The sequence below is a fragment of the Sphingomonas guangdongensis genome, from assembly GCF_900199185.1.
In the GTDB taxonomy this organism is placed as follows: Bacteria; Pseudomonadota; Alphaproteobacteria; order Sphingomonadales; family Sphingomonadaceae; genus Sphingomonas; species Sphingomonas guangdongensis.
The window spans coordinates 642,804-666,727 of record NZ_OBMI01000001.1; the positions used below are offsets into that span (position 1 = coordinate 642,804).

Sequence of the window (23,924 nt, forward strand, 5' to 3'; positions counted from 1 at the left end):
TTTTTCCGGATGCGGGATCGTTCCGCGACGATTAGATGAGCCGGATCAGGAGCCTGCCGAGCGATGCATCCCCTACCTGCCGCCTATGCACAGCACCTCCTCCGTGACCGGCGCCGCTCGGCCCACACGGTGCGCGCCTACCAGGCCTGTGCCGAGCGGCTGATGTCCTTCCTCCAGGACCATTGGGGCGGCCCGGTCACCGTCGAACGGCTCGCGCGGCTGTCCGCCGCCGATCTGCGCGCCTTTCTCGCCCGTCGCCGCGGCGAGGGGATCGGCAATGCCTCCGCCGCCCGGGAGCTCTCGGCGGTGCGCGGCTTTCTGGGCTGGGCGGCACCCGGGTCCGCCTCGCCGCGGGTCCGCGGTCCCCGGGTGAAGTCGGGCGTGCCGCGCCCGATCGCTCCCGCCGAGGTAATCGCGCTGGCGGAAGAGGTGGCGGACGAGGCAGCGGCGGCGTGGATCGCCGCGCGCGACTGGGCGGTGCTGCTACTACTCTACGGCGCGGGATTGCGGATCGGGGAGGCGATGGCGCTGATGGGCGCAGTGCTGCCGCTTGGCCCGACCCTGCGGGTCACCGGCAAGCGCGCGAAGACCCGAATCGTCCCGCTGCTGCCGCAGGTCCGCGTGGCAATCGAGCGCTACCTGTCGCTTCAGCCCTGGGGAGTGTCGCCGAACGCACCGCTTTTTCGCGGAGCGAAGGGAGGCCCGCTCGCCGCCGGCGTCATCCGCCGCTCCGTCCGCGGCGCGCGGGCGCGGCTCGGGCTCGGCGAGCGGACCACGCCCCATGCACTGCGGCACAGCTTCGCCACTCACTTGCTCGGGCGAGGCGCGGACCTGCGCGCGCTGCAGGAACTGCTCGGTCACGCGAGCCTCAGCTCGACCCAGGTCTATACCGCGGTCGACGCGGCCTATCTGCTGGACGTGTACCGCCACGCGCATCCACGCGCGTGATCGATTTCGCTTATGAGCGCTGGTCGCGGGGCCGCCAGGTCGCCACTCGGTAAAGATAGCCGATGACGATCGCGGCCGTCAGCGCGATCGCCGCCGGGCCGACATAGGCGTCGAGCCGGTCGAAGTTTCGACCGAGGTAGAAGCCGGCACCCGCCAGCACGCTGTTCCAGATCGTGCTGCCGGTGAAGGTTGCCAGTATGAAGCGCCAGTGCGGCATCCGCGCCATCCCCGCGGGTAGCGAGATCATGGTCCGGAACGTTGGCAGGAAGCGGAACACGAAGACGGTCTTGCCACCGTGCTTCAGAAAGAAGCGGTGGAGCCGCTCGACATCCTCCCACTCGACCGTCAGCCAGCGGCCATGCCGGTCGACGAAGGGCTTTAGGCCCTGATAGCCGAAGCGCCGCCCGATCGCGTACCAGAAGTAATTGCCGATCGTGGTGCCGAGCGTGCCCCACAGCACCAGCGGCACCATCGCCATGTCGCCGCGGGCGGCCAGCATCCCGCCCAGTCCCATGATGACCTCTGACGGGACCGGCGGAACGACATTCTCCAGCGCCATCAGCAGCACGATGCCGATGTAGCCGCCCCAAGCGATGGCGTTGAGTATGAATTCGGTCACGACGGCGACGAAACTCACGACGTCGCCGGAGGCTCCCTGTCGCGGTCGCGCGTCGCAGCGGCGATCAGCCGGTCCGCGCCGCCACCTTGGCCTCGATCGCGTCCCAGATCATGCCTGCCGTGTCCGTGCCGTTGAAGCGATCGATCGCGACGATGCCGGTGGGCGAGGTGACGTTGATCTCCGTCAGCCACTCGCCGCCGATCACGTCGATCCCGACGAAGAGCAGCCCGCGGCGCTTAAGCTCGGGCGAAAGCGCGGCGCAGATCTCCTCCTCGCGTGGGGTGAGCGCCGCCTTGGCCGCGGTCCCCCCGACCGCCAGGTTGGAGCGGATCTCGCCCTCGCCGGGCAGGCGGTTGACTGCGCCGGCGATCTCGCCGTCGACCAGCACGATCCGCTTGTCGCCCTTCACCACGCCGGGAAGGAACGCCTGCACCATGTGCGGCTCGCGGTAGGCGGTGTTGAACACCTCGATCAACGACGACAAGTTGGCGCCGTCGCTCCCGACCTTGAAGATCGCCTTGCCGCCGTTGCCGTGGAGCGGCTTGATCACGATTTCGCCGTGCTCGGCGAGGAACGCGCGCGCTTCCTCCAGGCTGCGGGTGACGAGCGTCGGCGGCATGAAGCGCGCGAAGTCGAGCACCCACAGCTTCTCCGGCGCGTTCCGCACCTCGCGCGGGTCGTTCACCACCAGCGTGCGGTCGGCGACCCGCTCCAGCAGATGGGTGGCGGTGATGTAGCCGAGGTCGAACGGCGGATCCTGGCGCATCAGCACGACGTCGGCGTCTGCCCCTAGGTCGAGCGACACCGGCGCGTCGAAGCGGAAGTGGTCGCCCTCAACCTGCTGGACGGTAACCGGGTGCGCGCGCGTCCACACGCGCCCGTCGGCGTAGTTGAGATCGGTCGCCGCATAGTGGAACAGCCGGTGCCCGCGCGCCTGCGCGGACAGCATCAGCGCAAAGGTCGAATCGCCCGCGATGTTGATCGACTCGAGCGGGTCCATCTGAACGGCGACGGTGAGGGACATCCATGTAACTCCGTTCGCCCTGAGCCTGTCTAAGGGCGTGATCCAGGCACGTGCTTCGACAGGCTCAGCACGGACGGCAAGTAGGACGGAGTAGGCTGGAAGTCACCCGATCCAAGCATTCTCGAGGTGCCGCGGCATCTGCCCGGGTGCGACGAGCAGCACGTCGACGCGGATGTCCTCGCCCGCGGTCGCGTAGCGCGGCATCAGATACTCGGCCGCCGCCGCGACGCGGGCCAGGCGGCGCTGGTCGATCGCTAGGTCGAGTTCGCCGACCGTCCGCCGCGTCTTCACCTCCACGAAGGCGATCAGCGCACCCCGCTTTGCCACCAGGTCGACCTCGCCCGCGGGCGTGCGCACCCGGCGGTCGAGGATTCGCCAGCCCTTCAGGCGCAGCCACCAGCCCGCGATCCGCTCGCCGCGGCGCCCCGCGGCTTCGGCGGCGCGGCGGTCGGCAAGGGCGCGGGGCTTGGGCGGACGGCTCATGCCAAGGAGCGTCGCGCGTCGCAGCGGCAAGCGCAAGTGAACCGGTCCGCGTGTCCGATCGTTCAGCCGAGGAGGAGATCACCGATGCCCGACACCGACCCCGACCTGATCACGCCGAAGCCTGGCGAGACCGCTACCACCCGCTTCGGCATGGAGGACGGCGACAACACCGACACGCCGGCCACCGGCATCGATCCGGAGCAGGAAGGTGACGAGGACGCGGTGCGGACCAGCGATACCGAGTAGCAGGCGAGCAGATCTCCCCACTCCAGCAGGGATCGGGTGGGGGGACGTAGATGGCTAGGCACGCGGCCACTCCGGTGCCGCGTGCATCGACCCACCCCTCCTGTCAGGGAGGGAAGTCGGTCGTCTTCAACTTCGTCGCGCGCGCGTACAATTCGCGGCGGTCGAGTCCGGTTCGCTTTGCGATCTCGGCCGCCGCCTTCGACACCGGCAAGCGCTCCATCGCGTCGCGCAGCGCAGCGTCGATGTCGACGCCCTCACCACTCGGCGACACCTCGCCCGGCGGGGCGACGATCACCACGATCTCGCCCTTGGGCGGCGCCTCGGCATAGCGGTCGGCCAGCTGCGACAGCGTGCCCGTTACGCACTCCTCGAAGCGCTTCGTGATCTCGCGCGCGACTCCCGCCTCACGATCGCCCAGCCCATCAGCAAGCGCCGAAAGCGTCGCGGCGAGGCGCGGCCCCGATTCGTAGAGGATCAGCGTCGCACGCACACCCGCGACCTCCGCGATCGCACTCGCCTTCGCCGCTGCCTTGGGCGGCAGAAATCCCAGAAACAGGAACCGGTCGGTCGGCAGCCCGGCCAGCGTCAGCGCCGCCACCGCCGCGCACGGGCCAGGCACCGTCGCGACCAGATGCCCCGCCGCGCGCGCGTCGCGCACCAGCTTGTAGCCCGGATCGGAAATGAGCGGCGTGCCCGCGTCGGAAACGAGCGCTACCGCCTCGCTCCCCATCCGCGCGACCAGCCCGGGACGGACAGCCTCCGCATTATGGTCGTGATACGGAGTCATCGGCCGCTTGATCCCCAGATGCTGGAGCAGCCGCGCCGTCACTCGGCTGTCCTCCACCGCGATCACGTCAGCTGCGGCCAGCACAGCGCCGGCGCGCAGCGATAGGTCACCGAGATTGCCGATCGGGGTCGCGACGATGTAGAGGCCGGGGGGAAGTTCAGCGTTCATGAGGGGATAGCTATGGCTGAGGCGGCACCGCGGCTGCAACCGCGCAGATGGGGCGTGCGCGCGCTGACGTTTGCCGTGGCGGCACTGGTGAGTGCCTGCTCCACGGTGGTGCCGCGCGGGCCCGCTCCGCCGCCGCCCGCGCCGACCGCGCCTCGCCCGACTGCGCCGCACCCGGTCCAGTCGGGCATCCCCGAGGATACGGAGCGGCACCGCGTCGCGCTGCTGGTGCCGATCACCGGCACCAACGGCGCGGTCGGGCGCAGCCTCGCCAACGCGACCCAGTTGGCGCTGCTCGACACCCGCAGCGAGCGGGTGCGGATCACCACCTACGACACGGCACCGGGTGCCGCGGCGGCGGCGCAGCGCGCGATCGCGGAAGGTGCTCAGCTGATCCTGGGGCCACTGCTGGCGGAGGATGTCCGCGCGGTTGCGCCGATCGCCCGCCGTGCGCGGGTGCCGGTCGTGAGCTTCTCCAACGACGCGAGCGTCGCCGGTCAGGGCGCCTATCTGATGGGCTACTCGCCCGCGCAGTCGATCGAGCGCGTCGTCGACTACGCAAAGAACAGCGGGGTCACCCGCTTCGCCGGGCTGATGCCGACGGGATTGTACGGGGAGCGCGCCTCCACCGCCTTTCTGCGCGCGGTCGAGGGGGCGGGCGGCAGCGTCACCGCGATCCAGACCTATGACCGGCGCCCTGGCGGCGTCACCGCGGCGGTTGCGCGGCTCGGCCGGGCAAGCGGGTACCAGGCGGTGCTGATCGCCGACAGCGCCGGGACCGCGAGCGTCGCCGTGCCGGCGCTGCGACGGAGTGGCGGCGCGGGCGTCCGGGTGCTGGGGACCGAGCTGTGGAACACCGACAGCAGTGTCGGCGGTAACGCGGCGCTCGCCGGCGCGTGGTTCGCGAGCGTGCCTGATGCCCTTTATCGCCAGTATGCGACGCGCTACCGCACCCGCTTCGGGGCCGCTCCCTACCGGCTTTCCAGCCTCGGCTACGACGCGGTGCTGCTCACCGTCCGGATCGCCCGTGACTGGCGGGTCGGTGATAATTTTCCGGAAGGCCGCCTGTCCGACCGCGACGGCTTCGCCGGACTCGATGGGGCGTTCCGCTTCGGCCGGGACGGCGTCGCCGATCGCGCGCTGGAGGTGCAGGAGATCCGCGGCGGCCAGACGGTGACGGTGTCGCCCGCGCCGCAGGGGTTCGGCGGTCGGTAAGGCACCGCGACCCTGGCGCAAAGCCGGGGTGAGGGGTGACTAATCCACCAACGCGTCGATCCGCCCCGCCAGGTCGATGTCGCTGGCCGACAGCCCGCCTGCGTCGTGGGTCGTCAGCAGGATGTCGACCCGGTTGTAGACGTTGGACCATTCGGGATGGTGGTCGGCCTTCTCCGCGAACAGCGCGACCTGGGTCATGAAGGCGAATGCTTCCGCGAAGTTCTCGAAGGTGAACGAGCGGGTGATCGCATCGCGCGCCTCGTCATAGTCCCACTCGGCTAGCGTATCGAGCGCATCGGCGCGCTCCGCCTGGTTCAGAGCCTCGATCACGTCCCCTCCCTTGCCGCGGTACCGCGCGCGAGCCTATGGCGACGGCCATGAACGGGCAAGAGCGGCTGGCGCCCACCGCGGCGGAGATCGAGGCACTCGCCCGGGCGAGTCTCCGGCGCATTCCGGCACCCTTCGCCGATCACCTCGCCGGCGTCGTGCTGCTGGTCGAGGAATGGGCCGACGACGAGACGCTCGATGCGCTCGGGATCGAGGACCCGTACGATCTCACCGGCCTCTACGCCGGCCGTCCGATCGGGGAGAAGTCGGCCTTTGACACCGGCGCGCTGCCCGACCGTATCCACCTCTACCGCCGCGCGATCCTTGACGAGTGGGTCGCGAACGGTGACGATCTGGCGACGCTGGTCCACCACATCGTGGTGCACGAAGTCGGGCACCACTTCGGCCTGTCGGACGACGACATGCACGCGCTGGAGGCCGCGGCCGGGTGAGCCCGGCGCTGCGGCTGGAGCGGGTCGCCTGCCTGCGCGGTGGCCGGCTGCTGTTCGAAGGAGTCGATGTCACGCTCGGGCCGGCCGAGGCGCTGGTCGTCACCGGGCCGAACGGCGTCGGCAAGTCGAGCCTGCTGCGGATCGCCGCCGGGCTGCTCCGCGCGAGTGCGGGCACGGTCACCCGCGAGGGCAAGGTAGCCCTGGCCGACGACGCGCTCGCGCTCGACGAGGAACAGCCGCTCGGCCGCGCGCTCGGCTTCTGGGGACGCATCGACGGCGGCGCACCGGCGGCGGCGCTCGCCGCTACCGGACTAGAGGCGCTCGCCGCCGTTCCGGTGCGCTGGCTTTCGACCGGGCAGCGTCGCCGTGCCGGCCTCGCGCGGCTGCACGCGGCGGGCGCGCCGATCTGGCTGCTGGACGAGCCCGGCAACGGCCTCGACGCGGACGGGCTGGCGATGCTGGCCGGCCTTGTCGCCGCGCATCGTGCGGCGGGCGGGCTCGTGCTCGCGGCGACGCACCTGCCGCTCGACTGGCCGAACACCGGCGGGCTGGCGCTGTGAGCGCGTTCGTCGCCATCGTCTGGCGTGAGGTGCAGCGAGGCTATGTCGGTGGCGGCGCGCTGCTGCCGGTCGCCTTCTTCCTGCTGGTCGCGACGCTCTTCCCATTCGCCATCGGCCCCGATGCGGCGGTGCTCGCCCGGGTCGGTGGCGGGGTGATCTGGGCGGCAGCTCTGCTCGCCGCGCTGCTCCCCGTCGAGCGGCTGGTCGCGCCCGATGCGGAGAGCGGCGTGCTCGATCAGCTGGTAGTGCGCGGCGTGTCGATGGTCACGGTGGCGCTCGCCAAGACGCTCGGCCACTGGCTCGCCTTCACGCCACCGCTGCTCGCCGCGGCGGTGCTCGCCGCCGGGCTGCTCGGGCTGTCGGCGGAGCAGGTGCTCCAGGTCGAGATCAGCTTGCTGATCGGCACACCCGGGCTTGCCGCGCTCGCGGTCGCGACGGGTGCGCTGGTGGCGGGGCTGCGCGGCGCGGGAGCGATCGCGGGGCTGCTGATGCTGCCGGTGGCGGTGCCGCTGCTGATCTTCGGGGCGGGGTCGCTGACGGGCGGCGCGGGCGCGCTCCAGCTGCTCGGCGCAGTCAGCCTGCTGCTCGTTGCCGGCGCCCCGGCGCTCGCGGGCGCGGCGATCCGCGCAGGGCGGGATTGACCCGCTCGCTACCGGCTCCAGCGCGCGAAGATAGCGGTTGGCAGCACCAGTCCGCGTGCTTCCTCGCGCACGCCGAGCTCGCCGCACTCGACGGTGCCCGGCAGGTCGCCGAACGCCTGGGCGACCAGCTCACCGATCGCCAGTGCCGACAGGCGAACGGCGTAGACGGTGAGGAACAGGAAGCGCGAGTCGGCGTCGATCAGCCGGCGGCAATCCGCGACCAGCCCAGGCAGCCCCTCCTCCAGCTTCCACACCTCGCCGTTCGGCCCCCGCCCCCACTTGGGCGGATCGAGGATGATGCCGTCGTAGCGGCGACCGCGCCTGACCTCCCGCGCCACGAACTTGCCCGCGTCCTCGACCAGCCAGCGGACCGGCTTCTCCGCCATGCCGGAGAGCTCGGCATTGCCGCGCGCGGCGTCGACCGACTTCTTCGAGGCATCGACGTGGACGACGCGCGCGCCCGCCGCCGCCAACGCCAGCGACCCGACGCCGGTGTAGCCGAACAGGTTGAGGCACTCCGGCGACTCGGCGCCAGCGATCCGCCCGCGCATCCAGTCCCACACCGGTGCCATGTCGGGGAAGAAGCCGAGGTGCCGGAACGGCGTGTTGCTGGCGGTAAAGCGCGCCTCGCGCCAGCCAAGCGGCCAGCCCTCGCGCGGGACCGGCCGGTCGAAGCGCCAGCGTCCGCCGCCTTCCTCGTCCGCGCCGGGCACGAACTCGCCGTCGGCGTCCCAGTGCGCGGCGGCGGGCGCCCACATCGCCTGCTGCTCGGGGCGGATAAAACGAAAGCGGCCGTAGCGCTCGAGCTTGCGGCCATGGCCGCAGTCGAGCAGGCCGTAATCGGCCCAGGGCTCGCCGACGAGCGTGATCGGGGTCACGCCGCCGACACCGCCCGCTCGGCGATGTAACCGCTCACCGCGTCAAAGGTGGCAGGCAGCGTCGCATACCGCTCCTCGCGCTGGAACAGGTCGCCGACCCGGTTCGGCAGCGTCGGGCGGAGCCCGGTCGCGCGCTCCACCGACTCGCGGAACTTGGCCGGATGCGCGGTCGCGAGCGTGACCACCGGCACGTCGGCGGGCAGCCCGGCGCGGCGCGCCGCCGCAAAGCCGATCGCGGTGTGCGGATCGAGCAGCTCGCCCGTTTCCGCGCACGCCCAGCGCATCGCCTCTGCCATGTCGGCGGCGTCTACCGCGTCGCTGGTGAACAGCGCGGCCGCGCCACTCGCATGCGCGTCGGTCAGCCGCATCGCCCGGCTCGTCTCGAAACCGCGCATCTGCGCCGCGAGCGCGGCCCCATCGCGTGCGCCGAGGTCGAACAGCAGCCGCTCAAAGTTGGACGATACCTGGATGTCCATCGATGGGGCCGCGGTCGGAGTCACCGCCGCGCTGCTGTAGTCGCCGGTGGAGAGTGCGCGGTGGAGGATGTCGTTGACGTTGGTCGCGACGATCAGCCGCGCGACCGGCAGCCCCATTTGGGCCGCCACATAGCCGGCGAAGACGTCGCCGAAGTTGCCGGTCGGGACCGAGAAGGCGACCGCTCGTTCCGGCGCGCCGAGCCGGACGGCGGCGTAGAAATAATAGACCACCTGCGCCATCAGTCGCGCCCAGTTGATCGAGTTCACCGCCGACAGGGTGAAGCGATCCGCGAAGTCGCGGTCGTTGAACATCGCCTTCACCAGCGCCTGCGCGGTGTCGAAGTCCCCTTCGATGGCGATGTTGTGGACGTTGGGGCTCAGCACCGTCGTCATCTGCCGCCGCTGGACGTCGCTCACGCGGCCCTGCGGATGAAGCATGAAGACATCGACGCCCGCGCGGCCCGCCAGCGCATCGATCGCCGCCGAGCCGGTGTCGCCGCTGGTCGCCCCGATTACCGTCAGGTGGGTGTCGGTGCCGGCCAGGAACCGCTCGAACAGCAAGCCCAGGAACTGTAGCGCCACGTCCTTGAACGCGAGGGTCGGGCCGTGGAACAGCTCCAGCAGGAAGTGCTGGTGGGTGAGCTGCTTGAGCGGTGTGACCGCCGCGTGGCTGAACCGGCCGTACGCCGCCTCGCACATCGTCCGCAGCTCGTCTTGGCTCAGTGCATCACCCACGAACGGCGTCATGACCCAGACCGCCGTCTCGGCGTAGGACAGTCCGGCGAGCGCAGCGATCTCCCGCTTGCTCAGCGTCGGCCACGCCTCCGGCACGTAGAGCCCGCCGTCGCTCGCCAGACCGGCAAGCGTCGCGGCGCGGAAGTCGAGCGGCGTCGCGGCGCCCCGGGTGCTGACATAATGCATGACGGCGGCGGGCGTAGCGAGCGCGTCGCGGACGGGCAAGAAAGCTTAGCTTCGCGCCCGGCGGCGCAGCGCGAGCGCGTAGATCACCGCCGCGATTCCGGCAAACAGGAACCATTGCCCGGCATAGGCCAGGTGGTTGTTCGGCACCGCCGACAGGTCCGGTCCCGGGTTCGCGCGCAGCCCGGCAAGCGGCGGATTGGCGACCAGCATCAGCGCGCGCGGCCGGCGATCGTAGAGCGCGCTCAGCAGCGGCCGGGCATCGGGCGCGTAGCTGATGTGGCCGGTGACCACGCCCCCTGCCCAAGCCGGCCGCGCATCGGGCTTGCCGGCGATGCCGAGCTGCACCACTGCAACCCGCCCTGCCTCGACCGGACAGTCGGCGAGCACGCGCCAGCCGGTGCCGCCGTCGGCGCTGCGCCCGCCCTCAAGCCGCAGGTTGGTCGCTCGCGAGCAGGTCAGGCTGCTGCGCCGGAACAACGCCGCGTTGCCCGACCCGGCCGCCGGGAAGGCGATCGGCGGCCGCTCGACATTCGCGGCCAGACGCGTGAGCGCCGCCTCCTTCTCGCCGCGACGCTGGAGCTGCCAGACGCCCAGCCCGATCATCACAGCGATCGCGATCGCCACGATGATTGTCGGGATGATGGGAAGGCGCTTCACTCGCTGATCCGCCCCTCGCGCGCGGCATTGCGGTACTCGGCGGCGAGCAGCGCCGCCTTGGCGACACGCAGCCCGCCGATCACTGCGCCGAGCGTCACCAGCGGCCAGACCATGAGGTGGAGCCACAAGGGCGGGCGGACCGCGAAGTCGAGCGCGAGCGCCAGCACCGTCACTATCGTGCCTATTCCGAGCGTCAGGAACGCGGCCGGTCCGTCCCCCACGTTGAAGCCGGCGAAATCGAGCCCGCACGCCCTGCACGAGGTAGCGAAGTGCGCCACGCCTGCGAAAAGGGTCTGCGCCCCGCAGCGGGGGCACAGACCCTTCAATCCTGCCTGAACGATGGTGGGCGCCGCCGGTGCGACGCCGCCCGCCTCATCCATCAGCCGTGGACCGGCGCGCCCCAGCCGCCCCAGACATAGATGGAGACGAACAGGAACAGCCACACCACGTCAACGAAGTGCCAGTACCAGGCCGCCGCCTCGAAGCCGAAGTGCTGGCGCGGCGTGAAATCGCCGCGGTAGGCGCGGACGAGGCAGACCGCGAGGAAGATGGTGCCGATCAGGACGTGGACGCCGTGGAAGCCGGTCGCCATGAAGAAGGACGCGCCGTAGTTGATCCCGGCGAACGGGAATGGTGCGTGAGCATACTCATAGGCCTGGATGCAGCTGAACACAGCACCCAGCAGGATGGTGCACCACAGTCCCTTCTTGAGCCCGTCGCGATCGCCGTGAATCAGCGCATGGTGCGCCCAGGTGACGGTGGTGCCCGAGAGCAGCAGGATGAAGGTGTTGAGGAGCGGCAGCTCGAACGCGTTCAGCACCTCCAGCCCCTTGGGCGGCCAGGTCGCGACGCCCTCCGTCAGCAGCTCGACGGTGCCCGCCTCGCCGTGGGCACCGGGCGTGTAGCCGATCAGCGCCGGAAACAGCGAGAAGTCGAAATAGGCCCAGAACCAGCCGACGAAGAACATGACCTCCGACGCGATGAAGAGGATCATGCCGTAGCGCAGGTGGAGCTGCACCACCGGCGTATGGTCACCCGAGCGCGCCTCGCGCACGACATCCGCCCACCAGAAATACATGGTCGCGAGCACGCCCGCGAAGCCGAGCGCGAACACCGCCGGGCCGAAGGCGTGATCCTTCATCCACAAGATGCCGCCGACCGCCAGGATGCCGGCGGTCAGCGACCCCATCAGCGGCCAGGGGCTGGGGGGAAGGATGTGATAGTCGTGGTTCTTGGCACCGGCCATGATGCGTCCCTGTCAGGCGTGTTTGGGTACCACTCTAGGACGCGTGCTCCAGCGTGGCAATGCCCGGTACGCGGCTCAGGCCGGCTTCTTGATCGGGTAGAAGGTGTAGCTGAGCGTGATCGTGTCGATGTCGCGCGCGTCCGGATCGTCGAGCAGCTTCGGATCGACGAAGTAGGTGACCGGCATCCGCACCGTCTCGCCGGGCTGGAGCGTCTGCTCGGTGAAACAGAAGCACTGGATCTTCGTAAAGTAGCGCCCGGCCTGCGCCGGCGTCACGTTGAAGGTCGCGGTGCCGGTGATGGGGGCGCCGGAGCGGTTGGTGGCGGTGAAGAACGCCATGTCGCGCGCGCCGATGTCGATCGTGTCCTGCTCGACTTCGGGGCGAAAGGCCCAGTCGAGTCCCTTGCCCACGTTGCTGTCGAACGCGACGGTGATCTTGCGCCCGACCGCGCCGGGTGCATCCTCCGCCCGGTTGGTGGTACCGTCGAGCCCGGTCGCCTCGCAGAACATGCGGTAGAGCGGCACGCTCGCAAAGCCCAGGCCCGTCATCCCGCACACGCCGAGCGCCGCGAGCAGCGCGGTGCGATGCGTCCGGGTCACGATCCCATGCCCGCCTTGATCTTGGAAATGGTGATGAAGAACATCAGCAGGCAGAAGGCGCCGAGCAGCAGCGCCATCACCTTGGAACGGCTACGCTGACGGGCGCGCAGTTCGGCTTCTTGGTCGGGAGTCATGCAATCCACCGGTCGATTACCACCGCGGCGAAGATAAGCGCGAGGTAGAGGAGAGAGAAGCGGAACAGCCGCTTTTCGGGCACCATGGCGTCGTTCGCGTGGGTGTGGCGGAACGCCACCTGCGCGGCGAGGACGCCGAACACCGCGGTCAGCACCAGCGCGCTCCAGCCGTAGACCGCGCCCGTCAGGCCGAGCGGCCAGGGCGCGATCGCGGCCACCGCCATCGGCACGGTGTAGAGCCCGATCTGGTTGCGGGTGGTCCGCTCGCCCGCGACCACCGGCAGCATCGGCACGCCGGCGTTGGCGTAGTCGGTCTCGACGAACAGCGCGAGTGCCCAGAAGTGCGGCGGCGTCCACAGGAACACGGTGCAGAACAGCAGGAACGGGAGCAGCGCGACCTGCCCGGTCGCCGCCGCCCAGCCGATCAGCGGCGGGAACGCACCGGCCGCCCCGCCGATGACGATGTTCTGCGGCGTCCGCCGCTTCAGCCACACGGTGTAGATCAGCACGTAGAACAGGATGGAGACGGCAAGGATCGCCGCCGCGACCGCGTTCACCGCGAGCCCCATCAGGATCACGGAGAACGCCGCGACCCCGACGCCGAAGTGCAGCGCCGACTGCCGGTCCATCCGGCCGGCCGGCAGCGGGCGGGCAGCGGTGCGCTTCATGGCGGCGTCGATGTCGGCCTCGTACCACTGGTTTAGCGCGCCCGCCGCCCCGGCACCGAGCGCGATGCACAGGATCGCGGTGAAACCGATCACCGGATCGACCGAGGCGGGGGCCGCGAGCAGGCCGCACATCCCGGTGAAAACGACCAGCGTCATGACGCGCGGCTTCGTCAGCGCGAGAAAGTCACGCCATTCGGCAGGCAGGCGAACCGAGGTGTCAGCGACGCTCATGGGACGCTCGCGCCTATAGGCCGCCCGGCGCGCAAACGAAAGGTCCGGGTTGCGCGCCGATCATCATCGGAGGAGCGCTCACTCCTTCTCAGCGTCACCCCGGACGTGGTCCGGAGTCCATGGCGCAGCAAGGGCTGCGGATAGATGATGAGCGAAGCGCAAGCGGCAGGGTGGCCCCGATCAAGTCCGGGATGACGGGTGCGGATGTGACATGCGGTTCCGCCCACTCGCCAATAGGCGGCAGAGGCTCTTCGGCTTGCCTCGGCGACGACCTTCCGCCACCTTCTTTGGGTCAGGTGTGGCGCTGATTGGTTGATGCCGTTCCCAGGGAGATCGACGGCTTGCGGTTCGGAAGCATTCCGTTGGCAGTGGCCGACATTCTCCCATCGAGCGGATCAGCCCAAACCGCGCCTCCCCCACCCGATGTCTGGAATGCACAAGTAACCTTCTTCAAGCTGCTTCCAACCCGCCGTCCGGTCACCGACACGGCGCAGTTCGAGCGTACAGTCGCCAAAGATTTGAAAGTTTACCGCGACGGTGCCTTGATACATAATAATCGCGCCGCCTGGATCAAGGAGCTTCAATCTTACGAGCGGAGGTCCCCAGACGACCCGCAAGGCTTCTCCGTAAGTAGAGACCAATATAGCAGATTAACAGATGGGAGCATCCTAATTAGGGAGTTCACCTATCCGATTGCTCCGACAGGTGCAACGATCATCTACCATCCAAGCTATCCACTTCGCCACGTTACTTACAGGTTCGGCAAGGGAAAGCTTGTCACCGTAGAGTACGGCGCGGTGATGGAGAGTTACCCGGTCCTTTGCCGAAAAGTAGCAGAGGCAAAGGGGATTCCCCACGGCTGCTGACCGGTTCGATGGACGATCGCTCTCCCTCAAGAGCCGACATTCGCTGCACTACAGTCCGACTGCTTATTGCGGTCGCGACAGAATAGCCAGCGGCTCGGACAGCACGTCCGAGCCGCCGTCGCTTCGCGGCAGACGTGCCGCGCTTCACCGCGCGGCGATCTCGATCGTGTCGCGCCTGGCGGGTGACAGGTCGAAGACGAGGCCGCGGCTCTTCCAGCCGGCGGCGGTGCGGCAGTCGCCGGCGCGGACCGGGCGGCCGGTCTGCTGCGTGGCGATCCCCCAGCCGCTTTTCACGCAGATCATGCCGGACGCAGGCGTGTAGCCGGCGGTGAGCGGGTCGAAGGCACGCGGCTTGGCAGCGGCCGGAGCGGCGAGGGCGACCAGCGTGGCCGCGGCAACGGTGAGAACGGGCAGACGAATCATGGCGGTGTTCCTCGTGCTGGCGGTCGGCACCATCGCCGACCTGCCACCCGCCTCGCACAAGGTGTGCCAAGTCACTAACACACTGTTCGGCACTGCCTTCCGTCGAATTCGCTGCCCCTCAGGCCCGCCCGCTCGCTGATTGTTGGCAATTCACAAAACCGAGAATGGCGCGATCCGCCAACAAAGCAGAACGCCCCGGCATCGCTGTCGAGGCGTTCTGGTGTCCGCGTCCGAACGGCTGTTCGGAACCTGCCGGCGCTAAGCCGGGTCAGTCGACCTTCGGGAGCGTCTCGAACTGGTGGTACGGCGGCGGCGAGGAGAGCGTCCACTCGAGCGTCGTCGCGCCCTCGCCCCACGGATTGCCCTCCGCCTTGCGGCCGGCGAGCAGCGACCAGACCAGGTTGATGAAGAAGATCGCCATACCCGCGGCCATGATCATGTAGCCATAGGTCGCGATGGAGTTGAAGAAGGCGTAGGCGTCCGGGTAATCTGGGTAGCGCCGCGGCATGCCCTGCAGGCCCAGGAAGTGCATCGGGAAGAACAGGATGTTCACGCCGACAAAGAACACCCAGAAGTGCAGCTGGCCGAGCAGCTCGCTGTACATTCGCCCGAACATCTTCGGGAACCAGTAGTAGAAGCCGGCGAACAGCGCGAACACGGCGCCGAGCGACAGCACATAGTGGAAGTGCGCGACGACATAGTAGGTGTCGTGCATGTAGTCGTCGACGCCGCCGTTCGCGAGCACGACGCCGGTCACGCCGCCGACCGTGAACATGAAGATGAAGCCGATCGCCCAGACCATCGGAGTCGGGAAGCGCAAGCTGCCGCCCCACATGGTCGCGATCCACGAGAAGATCTTGATGCCGGTCGGCACCGCAATGACCATGGTCGCGGCGGTGAAGTACATCTTGGTGTTCACGCCGAGGCCGGTCGTGAACATGTGGTGCGCCCACACGACGAAGCCGACCACGCCGATCGCGACCATCGCGTAGGCCATGCCGAGGTAGCCGAACACCGGCTTGCGGCTGAAGGTTGCCACGATCTGGCTGACGATGCCGAAGCCCGGCAGGATCATGATGTACACTTCGGGGTGGCCGAAGAACCAGAACAGGTGCTGGTACAGGATCGGGTTACCGCCGCCGGCCGGATCGAAGAAGGTCGTGCCGAAGTTGCGGTCGGTCAGCAGCATGGTGATCGCGGCCGCGAGCACCGGCAGCGCCAGCAGTAGCAGGAAGGCGGTGACCAGCACCGACCACACGAACAGCGGCATCTTGTGCAGGGTCATGCCCGGCGCGCGCATGTTGAAGATGGTCGTGATGAAGTTGATCGCGCCGAGGATCGACGAGGCACCGGCGAGGTGAAGCGCCAGGATTGCCATGTCGGTCGCTGGCGCTGGCTCCCCGTAGGTGGAGAGCGGCGCGTAGAGCGTCCAGCCGTTGCCGGCGCCGCCGAAGAACGGCGAGGCGAGCAGCAGCGTGAAGGCCGGGACCAGCAGCCAGAACGAGATGTTGTTCATGCGCGGGAACGCCATGTCGGGCGCGCCGATCATGATCGGCACGAACCAGTTGCCGAAGCCGCCGATCATCGCCGGCATCACCATGAAGAACACCATGATGAGGCCGTGCGCGGTGATCAGCACATTCCAGAAGTGGAGCGCGTCGTCGAACGACGGGTTCTCGTGCCCCGGCATCATCGCCAGCCAGGTCGGGAGATACTGGATGCCCGGGTGCATCAGCTCGGCACGCATCATGCCCGAGATCGCGCCGCCGATGATCCCCGCGATGATCGCGAAGATCAGGTAGAGCGTCCCGATGTCCTTGTGGTTCGTGGACATGAACCAGCGCGCGAAGAAGCCGGGCTTGTGATCGGCGTCATGCGCGTGCGCATGGTCGTGCCCGTGCGCCTCGAAGTGGCTGGGGGTGAGAGCGGAGTCGGTCATGAGCTTACTGTCCGGACGGCTGACTGAGCGTGCCGGTGTTCCCGGTCTGACGCTCGTTGGCGGGGGCGGTGCCGTTGACGGCGACCGGCGTGGTGGCGTTGTCGGGGGCGGGCTGGAACGGCGCATCCGTCTTCGCCGCCGGCACGGTCGCCGGCGACATCTGCGGCAGGCCCGCGGGCGGCGTGGTGCCGGTCTGCGCCGCGGCGCCCGGCATCGTCCCGCCCTTGGCGCGGATCCAGGCGGCGAACTGCGCCGGCGACACAGCCTCCACCGCGATCGGCATATAAGCGTGGCGGGCGCCGCACAGCTCCGAACACTGGCCGAAGTAGACGCCCGGCTTTTCGATGGTGAAGCTGGTCTCGTTCAGGCGGCCGGGCACGGCGTCGAGCTTGATCCAGAACGCCGGCATCGCCCAGCTGTGGATCACGTCGGCCGCGGTGGAGATCAGGCGGATCGGCACGCCGACCGGCAGCACCACCCGGTTGTCGGCGGCGAGCAGACGCGGGCCGTCGGCGGGCGTGCGATAGCGCTGGCCGGGCTGAACCTCCGACTGCTCCTTCAGCATGTTCGCGGTCAGCGTCACGCCGCCGTGATCGGGGTACTCGTAGCTCCAGTACCACTGGTTGCCGGTCGCCTTCAGCGTCACCGCACCCTTGGGCGGCGGCGCGAACTGCGCGGCGAGGAGGCGGATCGAGGGCACGGCGATCGCGACCAGGATCGCCACCGGCGCCAGCGTCCAGATCACCTCGACCAGTGTGTTGTGGCTGGTCTTGGACGGAACCGGGTTCGCCTTCGCGCGGAAGCGGATCACCGTGTAGGCGAGCAGCGCCAGCACGAACAGCGACACCACCGTGATCAGCGGCACGAGGATGTTGTCGTGGAAGGAGCGTGCTTCCTCGCCGGTCTTGGTCACCTGGGTCTGGACGCCGTACCAGCCGTCGGTCGGCTGGCCGACATGCTCGACCGGCGCGCGCGCCGCGCCGGTGGCGGTCAGGATCGGATCGGCAGGGGTCGGTTTCGGCGCGATCGCGGGATCGCTGGTGGTGTTCGCCATCGGCACCGGCTCGGCCGTGTTGGCGGCCGCCGCCGTCGCCGCGAGCGCGGGTGCGCCGGTCAGCGCGAGCACGGCCGCGGCGAGAATGGACAAGAAACCGGTCATGCGCATCGTGATGGCGTAGCCCCTGTAGCAATGCGACGCCGGTGCGCGCGTCGCGAGAGGGCCCGAGGAGCCCAACGTCGCCGGCCTATACGCGGGCGATGCGCGCGCCTCAAGAGCGCAGACCGCTTCCTTTCGTACACCCATGTTGCGGGCGCGCGGCGCGGCCCCTAAACCGCACGCCACCATGACCGATGACGAGATCCTGTCCGAGTTCCGCGCGGCCGAGGCGCTGCTGGAAGGTCACTTCATCCTCTCCTCCGGGCGGCACAGCCCGCGCTACCTCCAGTGCGCGCGAGTGCTGATGGACGCGCGCCGCGCCGCCAGACTGTGCGAGGCGCTCGCGGCGACAATCCCGGCCGATCTCGCGATCGCGGCGGTGGTCTCGCCCGCGATGGGCGGGGTGATCGTCGGGCACGAGATGGGGCGTGCTCTGAATGTGCCGGCCATGTTCCTTGAGCGCCCGACCGGCACCTTTGAGCTGCGCCGCGGTTTTCGACTGGAGCCGGGCACGCGCGTGCTGATGATGGAGGATGTGGTCACCACCGGCCTCTCGAGCCGCGAGGCGACCGCCGCGATCGCCGTGGCGGGCGGTGAGGTCGTTGCAGCGGCGGCGTTGGTCGACCGCTCGAACGGGGCGGCCCGCTTCGACGTGCCCTTCTATCCGTTGATACGGCTGGACGTGCCGAGCTACGAGGCGGACGCGGTGCCGCCCGAGCTGGCGGCGATCCCCGCGATCAAGCCGGGCAGCCGGGCGGCATGATCGCCCGGGTTGCCGCGCTGCTCGCCGCGCTGCTGGCGACGCCCGCGATTGCCCAGCCGCGCCCTGACCTTGCGCCGGTTCTCGCCGAGCACAAGTTCGAGGGCTTCGCGCTCGCCGCGGACGCCGACACGATCCTGTGGCAGACGCCGCGCGCGCCCTGCCCGGCACCGACCGGCGGCGAGATCATCCTGTGCCACCCGAGCGACCCTGCCTTCCAGCGCTGGCCCTGGGCATCGGTAACCAAGCAGGTGGTGGCGGTGCTGACGATGCAGCAGGTCGATCGCGGCCGCCTGGCGCTCGACGCGCCGGCCGCACGCTACCTGCCGCAGCTCGCGACCGGCGCGCCCTCCCCCACCATCCGCCAGCTGCTCCAGCACCGCGCGGGCCTGCGCAATCCGGAGGACACGCCCAAGGACGCCGAGGGCTGGCCGGCCTGGTTCACCGCGAGCGACGACGCGCTCGGCTGGTGCCTGGCCGGGCGGACGGCGACGGGCGGCGACTGGCGCTACAATAACTGCGATACGCTGGTGCTCGGCGCGGTGCTGGAGAATGTCGCAGACACCTCGCTGCCGGAGTTGTTCGACCGCGAGATCGCTCGACCGCTTCAGCTGGAGGCTACCGCGTTCGAATCGTCGGCAGCACCGCCGCGTTACGACGGCACGGCGGTGACGCTGACCAAGAAGGAGCGCGCCATCTTCAAGCGCTTCGGCGCAGCGGGCGGGCTGATCGGCACCCCGCTCGACCTGCTCGCGATCGACCGTGCGCTGATGGCCGGCACTCTTCTGTCACCTGCGTCGCGTGACGCCATGTGGGCGGGCGACCCGAAGCTCGGCTACATGGCGCTGGCGCAATGGAGCTTCGACGCGCCGCTGAAAGGGTGTGCGGCGCCGGTGCGGCTGATCGAGCGGCGTGGCGGGATCGGGCGCTTCCAGGTCCGCAACATCCTGATTCTCTCGCAAAACAAGGTGCTCATGCTGTTCACCGCCGACGGCGACTTCGACTTCGGCGAGATCTGGCAGGGCAAGGGCCTCAGCCACGACCTGCTCGCCCGAGTGGCGTGCCCATGACCGACTTGCGCCTCGGCGTGAACATCGATCATGTCGCGACCGTCCGCAACGCGCGCGGCAGCGGCTACCCCGATCCGGTCCGCGCCGCGCTGCTGGCGGCGGAGGCGGGAGCGGACGGCATCACCGCGCACCTGCGCGAGGATCGCCGCCACATTACCGACGACGACATCGCACGCCTGTCGGCCGAGCTGACGGTGCCGCTCAACCTGGAGATGGCCGCAACCGACGAGATGCTCGGCATCGCGCTCCGCCATCGCCCGCACGCCGCCTGCATCGTGCCGGAGAAGCGCGAGGAGCGGACGACGGAGGGCGGGCTCGACGCCGCCCGGCAGCACAACCACCTGGCGCCGATGGTTCGGGCGCTCAGTGAGGCGCGGGTGCGGGTGTCGCTGTTCATCGAGCCCGACCCTGGGCAGATCGCCGCCGCTGTACAGCTGGGCGCTCCGGTCGTGGAGCTCCACACCGGGCGCTACGCCGAGCTGAACGGCGAGGAACAGGTGGCCGAGCTCCGCCGCATCGCCGACGCCGCCGCGCTCGCCGCCAAGAACGGGATCGAGGTGCACGCCGGCCATGGCCTCACCTTCGACAATGTCCAGCCGATCGCGGCCATCCCGCAGCTGCGCGAGCTCAACATCGGGCATTTTCTGATCGGCGAGGCGATCTTCAACGGGATCGGTCCAGTGGTGGCCCGGATGCGCGCGCTGATGGACGCGGCGCGTTGATCACGGCCGGACTGGGCCGCTCGCTGCCGATCTGGTTCTACGCGGCCGTGATTGTGTCGGTGAGCTTCGGTGCGTTCGGCACCTGGCTGACCCTGGCGGTGTTCTTTGCCTTCGCGAACGGCCCGACCGGCGACACGCTCGCCCAAGCCGCTCCCTTTGCGGTCGTGCCGCTGCTGGTCGCGCTGATGTGGAACGGGGCAGCGTGGTGGCTGGCACGCGGACGCTTCCCTCGCCTTGGTGGATCGATGGCCGTGATCGGGACGGTACCGGTCGTTGCCTTCCTCGGCTGGGTGCTCTGGCCATGATCATCGGGCTCGGTTCCGACCTGTGCAGCATCGAGCGGATTCAGGCGTCGCTCGACCGGTTCGGCGCGCGCTTCGAGGCGCGTTGTTTCACCGACGTCGAGCGCGCCAGGGCCGATCGCCGCCCCTTCACCAAGGCGGGCACCCTCGCCAAGCGCTTCGCCGCCAAGGAGGCTTTCTCCAAGGCGGTCGGGACCGGGTTCAAGGCCGGCGTGTTCATGCGCGACATCGGGGTGGTCAATGCGCCCTCCGGCGCGCCGACCCTCGACCTTACCGGCGGCGCCAAGGCAAGACTTGACGCGATGGTACCGGACGGCCACGTCGCGCGTATACATCTGACGCTCACCGACGATCATCCCTGGGCGCAGGCGTTCGTGGTCATCGAGGCGATCAAGGAAGCATGATGGCCGACGACCTGGCGCTGGAGCGCTCCGACCACGATCCCGCCGGCGGCGACTCGCAGGAGGCGCGGACCGGCACAGACTGGTGGGCGGAGATCAAGGGGCTGATCTGGCTGGTGCTGGCAGTGCTCGGCTTCCACAGCCTGGTCGCCAAGCCCTTCTACATCCCGAGCGAGTCGATGATGCCCGGGCTGCTGGTCGGCGATCGGCTGGTCGTGACCAAGTTCCCCTACGGCTTCTCCTACGTCAGCCCGACCTTTCACCTGCTGCCCTTTATCGGAGGGCGGCTGTTCGGTTCGCTGCCGGAGCGCGGCGACGTCGTGATCGTGACGCCGCCGGGATCGACGACCGACTACATCAAGCGTGCGGTGGGGCTGCCCGGCGACCGGGTGCAGTTGCAGGGCGGCGTGCTGTTCCTGAACGGGCGCGCGGTGCCCCGCGTGGCGGTCGGCGACCGGATGATCCCGGTCGACGCCAACAACGAGTGCCTGCCGCAGGGCCGCGAGGATCGCCGCGTCGCCGGTCCGGGCGGCGCAGTGATGTGCCGTCTGCCCGTGTTCCGCGAGACACTGCCGAACGGGCGCAGCTACGACACCATCGACATGGGCTGGTCAGAGGGCGACAGTTTCGGCCCCTACACCGTGCCGGCGCGGCACGTGTTCCTGATGGGCGACAACCGCGACAATTCGGCCGACAGCCGATTTTCGACAGCCGACCTGGGTCTGGGCGGTGCGGTGCCGTGGGAGAATATCGGCGGGCGAGCGGAGTTCATCACCTTCTCGCTCGACGGCACGGCGACGCTCAACCCGCTGACCTGGCCGCGTTCGTTCCGCAGCGGGCGCGCCGGCACCTCGCTCCACCCGCAGCAGGAAGGGTCCAAGTGAGCGACAACGTCCACGTCATCGACGACGCCAGCCCCAACGAGGTCCGCGATCCGGCCACCCGGCGCGAGATCCGCCGCGCCGCGGTGTGGCTCGGGATGGCGAGCGGAATCGCGCTGGTGGTGCTGCTGATCCAGCCGCTCCTCATCATTCTGGCAGGGTTGGTCTTCGCGTCCATGCTCGACGGCGGGGTGCGGCTGTTGAAGCGCGTGCTGCCGATCGGGCGCGGGTGGCGGCTGCTGATCGTGGTGCTGCTGACGATCGCCTTCCTGCTCGGCACCTTCTACCTGACGGGCGTGCAGGTGACGGAGCAGGTGACGCAGCTCCGCTCGACGCTCGAGGGGCAGGCGGTGCGCGTCACCACCTGGCTGACCCAACAGGGACTCATGCCCGGCGCCTCCGACATCAGCGGCATCGCACGCCAGGCGATGAGTTCGGTCGGCCGGCTGACCTCCTGGGTCGGAACGGCGCTCGGCGCGCTGACCACGCTGTTCATGATCATGGTCATCGGGCTGTTCGTCGCCATCGATCCGCTGGTCTATGAACGCGGCTTGCAGTGGCTGATACCGCGCGAGCACCGCGATGAGGTGGCGGTCACGATCCGGCGGATGGGGGAGACGCTGCGCCGCCTCCTCGCAGGGCGGCTGCTCGGCATGGTGTTCGAAGGCGCGCTGACCTGGCTCGCGCTGATGCTGGGCGGCGTGCCGATGGCGCTTATCCTCGGCATCCTCACCGGCCTGCTCGCCTTCATCCCCAACATCGGCGCGTTCATCTCGGGCGTGCTGATGATCGCGGTCGGCTTCTCCGCCGGGGTCGACACGGGCGTGTGGGCGATCCTGACCTACGTCATCGTGCAGATGTTCGACGGCTACGTCCTGCTGCCGCTGGTCGCCAAGAAGACGGTCGACATGCCGCCCGCGCTGACGCTTGGCACGCAGATCCTCGCCAGCGCCCTGCTCGGCATCATGGGTCTGGCGCTCGCCGATCCAATCACCGCAATGGCGAAGGCGGCGCTCGAGCGGCGGTCGGAGAAGACCGCTCAGGAAGAGGATGAGGTGGCGACGACCGAGTCGAACAGCGCCAGGTAATCGCCGACCGGATCGCCCGCGGCGAGGATCGGTCGCGGCCGGGCACGGCCGGGCGTGAGCCACCAGTTCAGCGCCGCGACCAGCGCCGCAGCGTCGCCGCACGGCACGACGCTGCCGAGCTCGGGACCTGTTACCAGCTCGCGCACCGCGACGCTCGAATCGGTCGCGACCACCGGCGTCCCGACCGACAGCGCCTCGCGCAGCACGCCGGGCACTCCCTCGAAGTCGGAGGCGAGGACCAGGACCGCGGCGCCTTCGATCAGCGGCAGCGGATCGGCGACGTGCCCGAGCAGATGGATCCGGTCAGCCACTTCCAGCGCCGCCGCCTGAGCCGTCAGGGCGGCGCGCTCGGGCCCCTCACCCAGGATCAGCAGCGGCACGTCGCCGAGCTGCGGTAGCGCCGCGATCACCCGGTCCCACCGCTTCTGCGGTACGAGGCGCCCAACGCCGACCAGATAGGTGTGCTCTCGCGACAGCGGGAGCCCAGGGTCAACTACCGAGCGCCCCTGAGCTTCCGCCGGCGCGGGAGTTCGCGAAGGATTGGCGATGACGTGGAGCCGCGACCACGCGATGCCAAGCGTCGCCGCGGCCTCGTCCGCCATCCCGGGCGTCATCGCGACCACATGGTCGAGGAAGGCCGGGTGGAGCCGCAGCCACGCGCGGTAGGCCGGGCCGCCGCGGGTCAGCGTGTTTGACACCTTGCCGGCGACCGGCGGTGCGCGGCGGCCGAGCCGGAGCCGCAGCCAGGCCGCGACCGCGGTATAGTGGTTGCCCGGACAGAACACGACGTCGGGCGCGCGCGCCGCCACGATCGCAGGAAGCGCGCGTGCGAGCGCATGGTAGCGGCGGTCCCCGATCGCCACGACCTCGATCCCCGGCGAGAGCGCGGCGGCGAGCGGGCCCGCCACGTCGCCGGCGACCAGCGTCACCCGCCGCCCGCGCTCCACCCAGCCCGCCGCGAGGCGCAGCAACGCCGCCTCCACGCCACCTCCGTCGAGGTGCTGGACGACCGAGAGGATGTGGGCGGCGCGGGTCATG

Annotated in this window: 31 protein-coding genes; 14 read left to right on the forward strand and 17 right to left on the reverse strand. The window is 69.6% G+C overall.

Translation table 11 applies throughout. From position 1 onward, the window contains the following. Positions 1-63: 63 nt before the first annotated feature. The gene (locus tag CRO12_RS02970) at positions 64-948 is read left to right on the forward strand and encodes a tyrosine-type recombinase/integrase (protein WP_097062500.1); all 885 of its coding nucleotides are present in this window, start codon (positions 64-66) and stop codon (positions 946-948) included. A 10-nt stretch (positions 949-958) separates the two neighbouring features. Here CRO12_RS02970 and CRO12_RS02975 read toward each other — a convergent pair whose 3' ends face one another. The 3 genes from CRO12_RS02975 to CRO12_RS02985 all read right to left on the reverse strand — a co-directional run bounded on the left by CRO12_RS02975 (position 959) and on the right by CRO12_RS02985 (position 3,074). Then, a complete protein-coding gene (locus tag CRO12_RS02975) occupies positions 959-1,567 on the reverse strand; it encodes a DedA family protein (protein ID WP_097063311.1) in 609 nt (202 codons plus the stop codon). A gap of 64 nt (positions 1,568-1,631) precedes the next feature. Continuing rightward, a complete protein-coding gene (gshB, locus tag CRO12_RS02980; RefSeq protein ID WP_097062501.1) occupies positions 1,632-2,591 on the reverse strand; it encodes a glutathione synthase in 960 nt (319 codons plus the stop codon). A 102-nt stretch (positions 2,592-2,693) separates the two neighbouring features. After that, positions 2,694-3,074 (reverse strand): YraN family protein, encoded by a 381-nt coding sequence (locus CRO12_RS02985; RefSeq protein ID WP_097063312.1) that lies wholly within the window; start codon positions 3,072-3,074, stop codon positions 2,694-2,696. A gap of 84 nt (positions 3,075-3,158) precedes the next feature. Between CRO12_RS02985 and CRO12_RS17900 the strand changes: the two genes are divergently transcribed. Next, positions 3,159-3,320: a hypothetical protein gene (locus tag CRO12_RS17900; protein WP_179640854.1), complete on the forward strand. Its 162-nt coding sequence runs from the start codon at positions 3,159-3,161 to the stop codon at positions 3,318-3,320. A 103-nt stretch (positions 3,321-3,423) separates the two neighbouring features. Here CRO12_RS17900 and rsmI read toward each other — a convergent pair whose 3' ends face one another. Next, positions 3,424-4,275 carry a 16S rRNA (cytidine(1402)-2'-O)-methyltransferase gene (gene rsmI / locus CRO12_RS02990; protein ID WP_097062502.1) on the reverse strand — a complete coding sequence of 284 codons (852 nt, stop codon included), beginning with the start codon at positions 4,273-4,275 and terminating at the stop codon, positions 3,424-3,426. Between the two features lie 12 nt (positions 4,276-4,287). On the opposite strand from rsmI, the gene CRO12_RS02995 reads away from it, so the two are divergent. Beyond that, positions 4,288-5,487, forward strand: a complete 1,200-nt coding sequence (locus CRO12_RS02995) for a penicillin-binding protein activator (protein WP_097062503.1) — start codon at positions 4,288-4,290, stop codon at positions 5,485-5,487. Positions 5,488-5,526: 39 nt separating this feature from the next. Here CRO12_RS02995 and CRO12_RS03000 read toward each other — a convergent pair whose 3' ends face one another. After that, positions 5,527-5,817, reverse strand: a complete 291-nt coding sequence (locus tag CRO12_RS03000; RefSeq protein WP_097062504.1) for a 4a-hydroxytetrahydrobiopterin dehydratase — start codon at positions 5,815-5,817, stop codon at positions 5,527-5,529. A gap of 47 nt (positions 5,818-5,864) precedes the next feature. On the opposite strand from CRO12_RS03000, the gene CRO12_RS03005 reads away from it, so the two are divergent. Genes CRO12_RS03005 through CRO12_RS03015 form a run of 3 tightly spaced genes read left to right on the forward strand, consistent with a single transcriptional unit; the run spans position 5,865 to position 7,467 of the window. Beyond that, positions 5,865-6,266 (forward strand): metallopeptidase family protein, encoded by a 402-nt coding sequence (locus CRO12_RS03005; RefSeq protein ID WP_097063313.1) that lies wholly within the window; start codon positions 5,865-5,867, stop codon positions 6,264-6,266. Then, positions 6,263-6,826 (forward strand): heme ABC exporter ATP-binding protein CcmA, encoded by a 564-nt coding sequence (gene ccmA / locus CRO12_RS03010; RefSeq protein ID WP_097062505.1) that lies wholly within the window; start codon positions 6,263-6,265, stop codon positions 6,824-6,826. Before CRO12_RS03005 ends, ccmA begins: the two co-directional genes overlap by 4 nt. Continuing rightward, on the forward strand, positions 6,823-7,467 hold the full coding sequence (locus tag CRO12_RS03015; RefSeq protein WP_097062506.1) for a heme exporter protein CcmB: 645 nt from the start codon (positions 6,823-6,825) through the stop codon (positions 7,465-7,467). The genes ccmA and CRO12_RS03015 overlap by 4 nt, the downstream gene beginning before the upstream one ends. Before the next feature lie 8 nt (positions 7,468-7,475). Here CRO12_RS03015 and CRO12_RS03020 read toward each other — a convergent pair whose 3' ends face one another. From CRO12_RS03020 to CRO12_RS03050, 8 genes are all read right to left on the reverse strand, one after another. Further along, positions 7,476-8,345 carry a class I SAM-dependent methyltransferase gene (locus tag CRO12_RS03020; protein WP_097062507.1) on the reverse strand — a complete coding sequence of 290 codons (870 nt, stop codon included), beginning with the start codon at positions 8,343-8,345 and terminating at the stop codon, positions 7,476-7,478. Next, a complete protein-coding gene (gene thrC, locus CRO12_RS03025; protein WP_097063314.1) occupies positions 8,342-9,742 on the reverse strand; it encodes a threonine synthase in 1,401 nt (466 codons plus the stop codon). The genes CRO12_RS03020 and thrC overlap by 4 nt, the downstream gene beginning before the upstream one ends. A 45-nt stretch (positions 9,743-9,787) precedes the next feature. Next, the gene (locus CRO12_RS03030; RefSeq protein WP_097062508.1) at positions 9,788-10,399 is read right to left on the reverse strand and encodes an SURF1 family protein; all 612 of its coding nucleotides are present in this window, start codon (positions 10,397-10,399) and stop codon (positions 9,788-9,790) included. Beyond that, entirely contained in the window at positions 10,396-10,779 is a 384-nt protein-coding gene (locus CRO12_RS03035) for a DUF983 domain-containing protein (RefSeq protein WP_097062509.1), read from the reverse strand. The genes CRO12_RS03030 and CRO12_RS03035 overlap by 4 nt, the downstream gene beginning before the upstream one ends. Then, positions 10,779-11,645, reverse strand: a complete 867-nt coding sequence (locus tag CRO12_RS03040) for a cytochrome c oxidase subunit 3 (RefSeq protein ID WP_097062510.1) — start codon at positions 11,643-11,645, stop codon at positions 10,779-10,781. The genes CRO12_RS03035 and CRO12_RS03040 overlap by 1 nt, the downstream gene beginning before the upstream one ends. 75 nt (positions 11,646-11,720) lie before the next feature. Next, positions 11,721-12,248, reverse strand: a complete 528-nt coding sequence (locus CRO12_RS03045; RefSeq protein WP_425442996.1) for a cytochrome c oxidase assembly protein — start codon at positions 12,246-12,248, stop codon at positions 11,721-11,723. Further along, on the reverse strand, positions 12,242-12,379 hold the full coding sequence (locus CRO12_RS17905) for a hypothetical protein (RefSeq protein ID WP_179640855.1): 138 nt from the start codon (positions 12,377-12,379) through the stop codon (positions 12,242-12,244). The genes CRO12_RS03045 and CRO12_RS17905 overlap by 7 nt, the downstream gene beginning before the upstream one ends. Continuing rightward, a complete protein-coding gene (locus CRO12_RS03050) occupies positions 12,376-13,278 on the reverse strand; it encodes a heme o synthase (RefSeq protein WP_097062511.1) in 903 nt (300 codons plus the stop codon). The genes CRO12_RS17905 and CRO12_RS03050 overlap by 4 nt, the downstream gene beginning before the upstream one ends. Before the next feature lie 368 nt (positions 13,279-13,646). Here CRO12_RS03050 and CRO12_RS17650 point away from each other — a divergent pair, with 368 nt between their 5' ends. After that, positions 13,647-14,144 carry a hypothetical protein gene (locus tag CRO12_RS17650; RefSeq protein WP_144033510.1) on the forward strand — a complete coding sequence of 166 codons (498 nt, stop codon included), beginning with the start codon at positions 13,647-13,649 and terminating at the stop codon, positions 14,142-14,144. Between the two features lie 144 nt (positions 14,145-14,288). Here CRO12_RS17650 and CRO12_RS03055 read toward each other — a convergent pair whose 3' ends face one another. From CRO12_RS03055 to coxB, 3 genes are all read right to left on the reverse strand, one after another. Next, positions 14,289-14,567, reverse strand: a complete 279-nt coding sequence (locus tag CRO12_RS03055) for a hypothetical protein (RefSeq protein WP_144033511.1) — start codon at positions 14,565-14,567, stop codon at positions 14,289-14,291. Between the two features lie 268 nt (positions 14,568-14,835). Next, on the reverse strand, positions 14,836-16,506 hold the full coding sequence (ctaD, locus tag CRO12_RS03060) for a cytochrome c oxidase subunit I (RefSeq protein ID WP_097062513.1): 1,671 nt from the start codon (positions 16,504-16,506) through the stop codon (positions 14,836-14,838). Positions 16,507-16,510: 4 nt separating this feature from the next. Beyond that, positions 16,511-17,665, reverse strand: coding sequence for a cytochrome c oxidase subunit II (gene coxB / locus CRO12_RS03065; protein WP_425442979.1), 1,155 nt, complete (start codon positions 17,663-17,665; stop codon positions 16,511-16,513). A gap of 184 nt (positions 17,666-17,849) precedes the next feature. On the opposite strand from coxB, the gene pyrE reads away from it, so the two are divergent. The 7 genes from pyrE to CRO12_RS03100 are packed head-to-tail and all read left to right on the forward strand — an operon-like array spanning position 17,850 to position 22,886. Then, entirely contained in the window at positions 17,850-18,425 is a 576-nt protein-coding gene (gene pyrE / locus CRO12_RS03070) for an orotate phosphoribosyltransferase (RefSeq protein WP_097062515.1), read from the forward strand. Beyond that, entirely contained in the window at positions 18,422-19,492 is a 1,071-nt protein-coding gene (locus CRO12_RS03075; protein WP_097062516.1) for a serine hydrolase domain-containing protein, read from the forward strand. Before pyrE ends, CRO12_RS03075 begins: the two co-directional genes overlap by 4 nt. Beyond that, positions 19,489-20,214, forward strand: a complete 726-nt coding sequence (locus tag CRO12_RS03080; protein ID WP_097062517.1) for a pyridoxine 5'-phosphate synthase — start codon at positions 19,489-19,491, stop codon at positions 20,212-20,214. The genes CRO12_RS03075 and CRO12_RS03080 overlap by 4 nt, the downstream gene beginning before the upstream one ends. Beyond that, a complete protein-coding gene (locus tag CRO12_RS03085) occupies positions 20,211-20,519 on the forward strand; it encodes a hypothetical protein (RefSeq protein WP_097062518.1) in 309 nt (102 codons plus the stop codon). Before CRO12_RS03080 ends, CRO12_RS03085 begins: the two co-directional genes overlap by 4 nt. After that, a complete protein-coding gene (gene acpS, locus CRO12_RS03090) occupies positions 20,516-20,920 on the forward strand; it encodes a holo-ACP synthase (RefSeq protein WP_097062519.1) in 405 nt (134 codons plus the stop codon). Before CRO12_RS03085 ends, acpS begins: the two co-directional genes overlap by 4 nt. Continuing rightward, entirely contained in the window at positions 20,920-21,801 is an 882-nt protein-coding gene (gene lepB, locus CRO12_RS03095) for a signal peptidase I (RefSeq protein ID WP_097062520.1), read from the forward strand. The genes acpS and lepB overlap by 1 nt, the downstream gene beginning before the upstream one ends. Beyond that, on the forward strand, positions 21,798-22,886 hold the full coding sequence (locus CRO12_RS03100) for an AI-2E family transporter (protein WP_245858158.1): 1,089 nt from the start codon (positions 21,798-21,800) through the stop codon (positions 22,884-22,886). The genes lepB and CRO12_RS03100 overlap by 4 nt, the downstream gene beginning before the upstream one ends. Here the strand turns inward: CRO12_RS03100 and CRO12_RS03105 are convergent. Continuing rightward, positions 22,838-23,923: a glycosyltransferase gene (locus CRO12_RS03105; RefSeq protein ID WP_097062521.1), complete on the reverse strand. Its 1,086-nt coding sequence runs from the start codon at positions 23,921-23,923 to the stop codon at positions 22,838-22,840. The genes CRO12_RS03100 and CRO12_RS03105 overlap by 49 nt on opposite strands. Position 23,924: the final 1 nt, after the last annotated feature.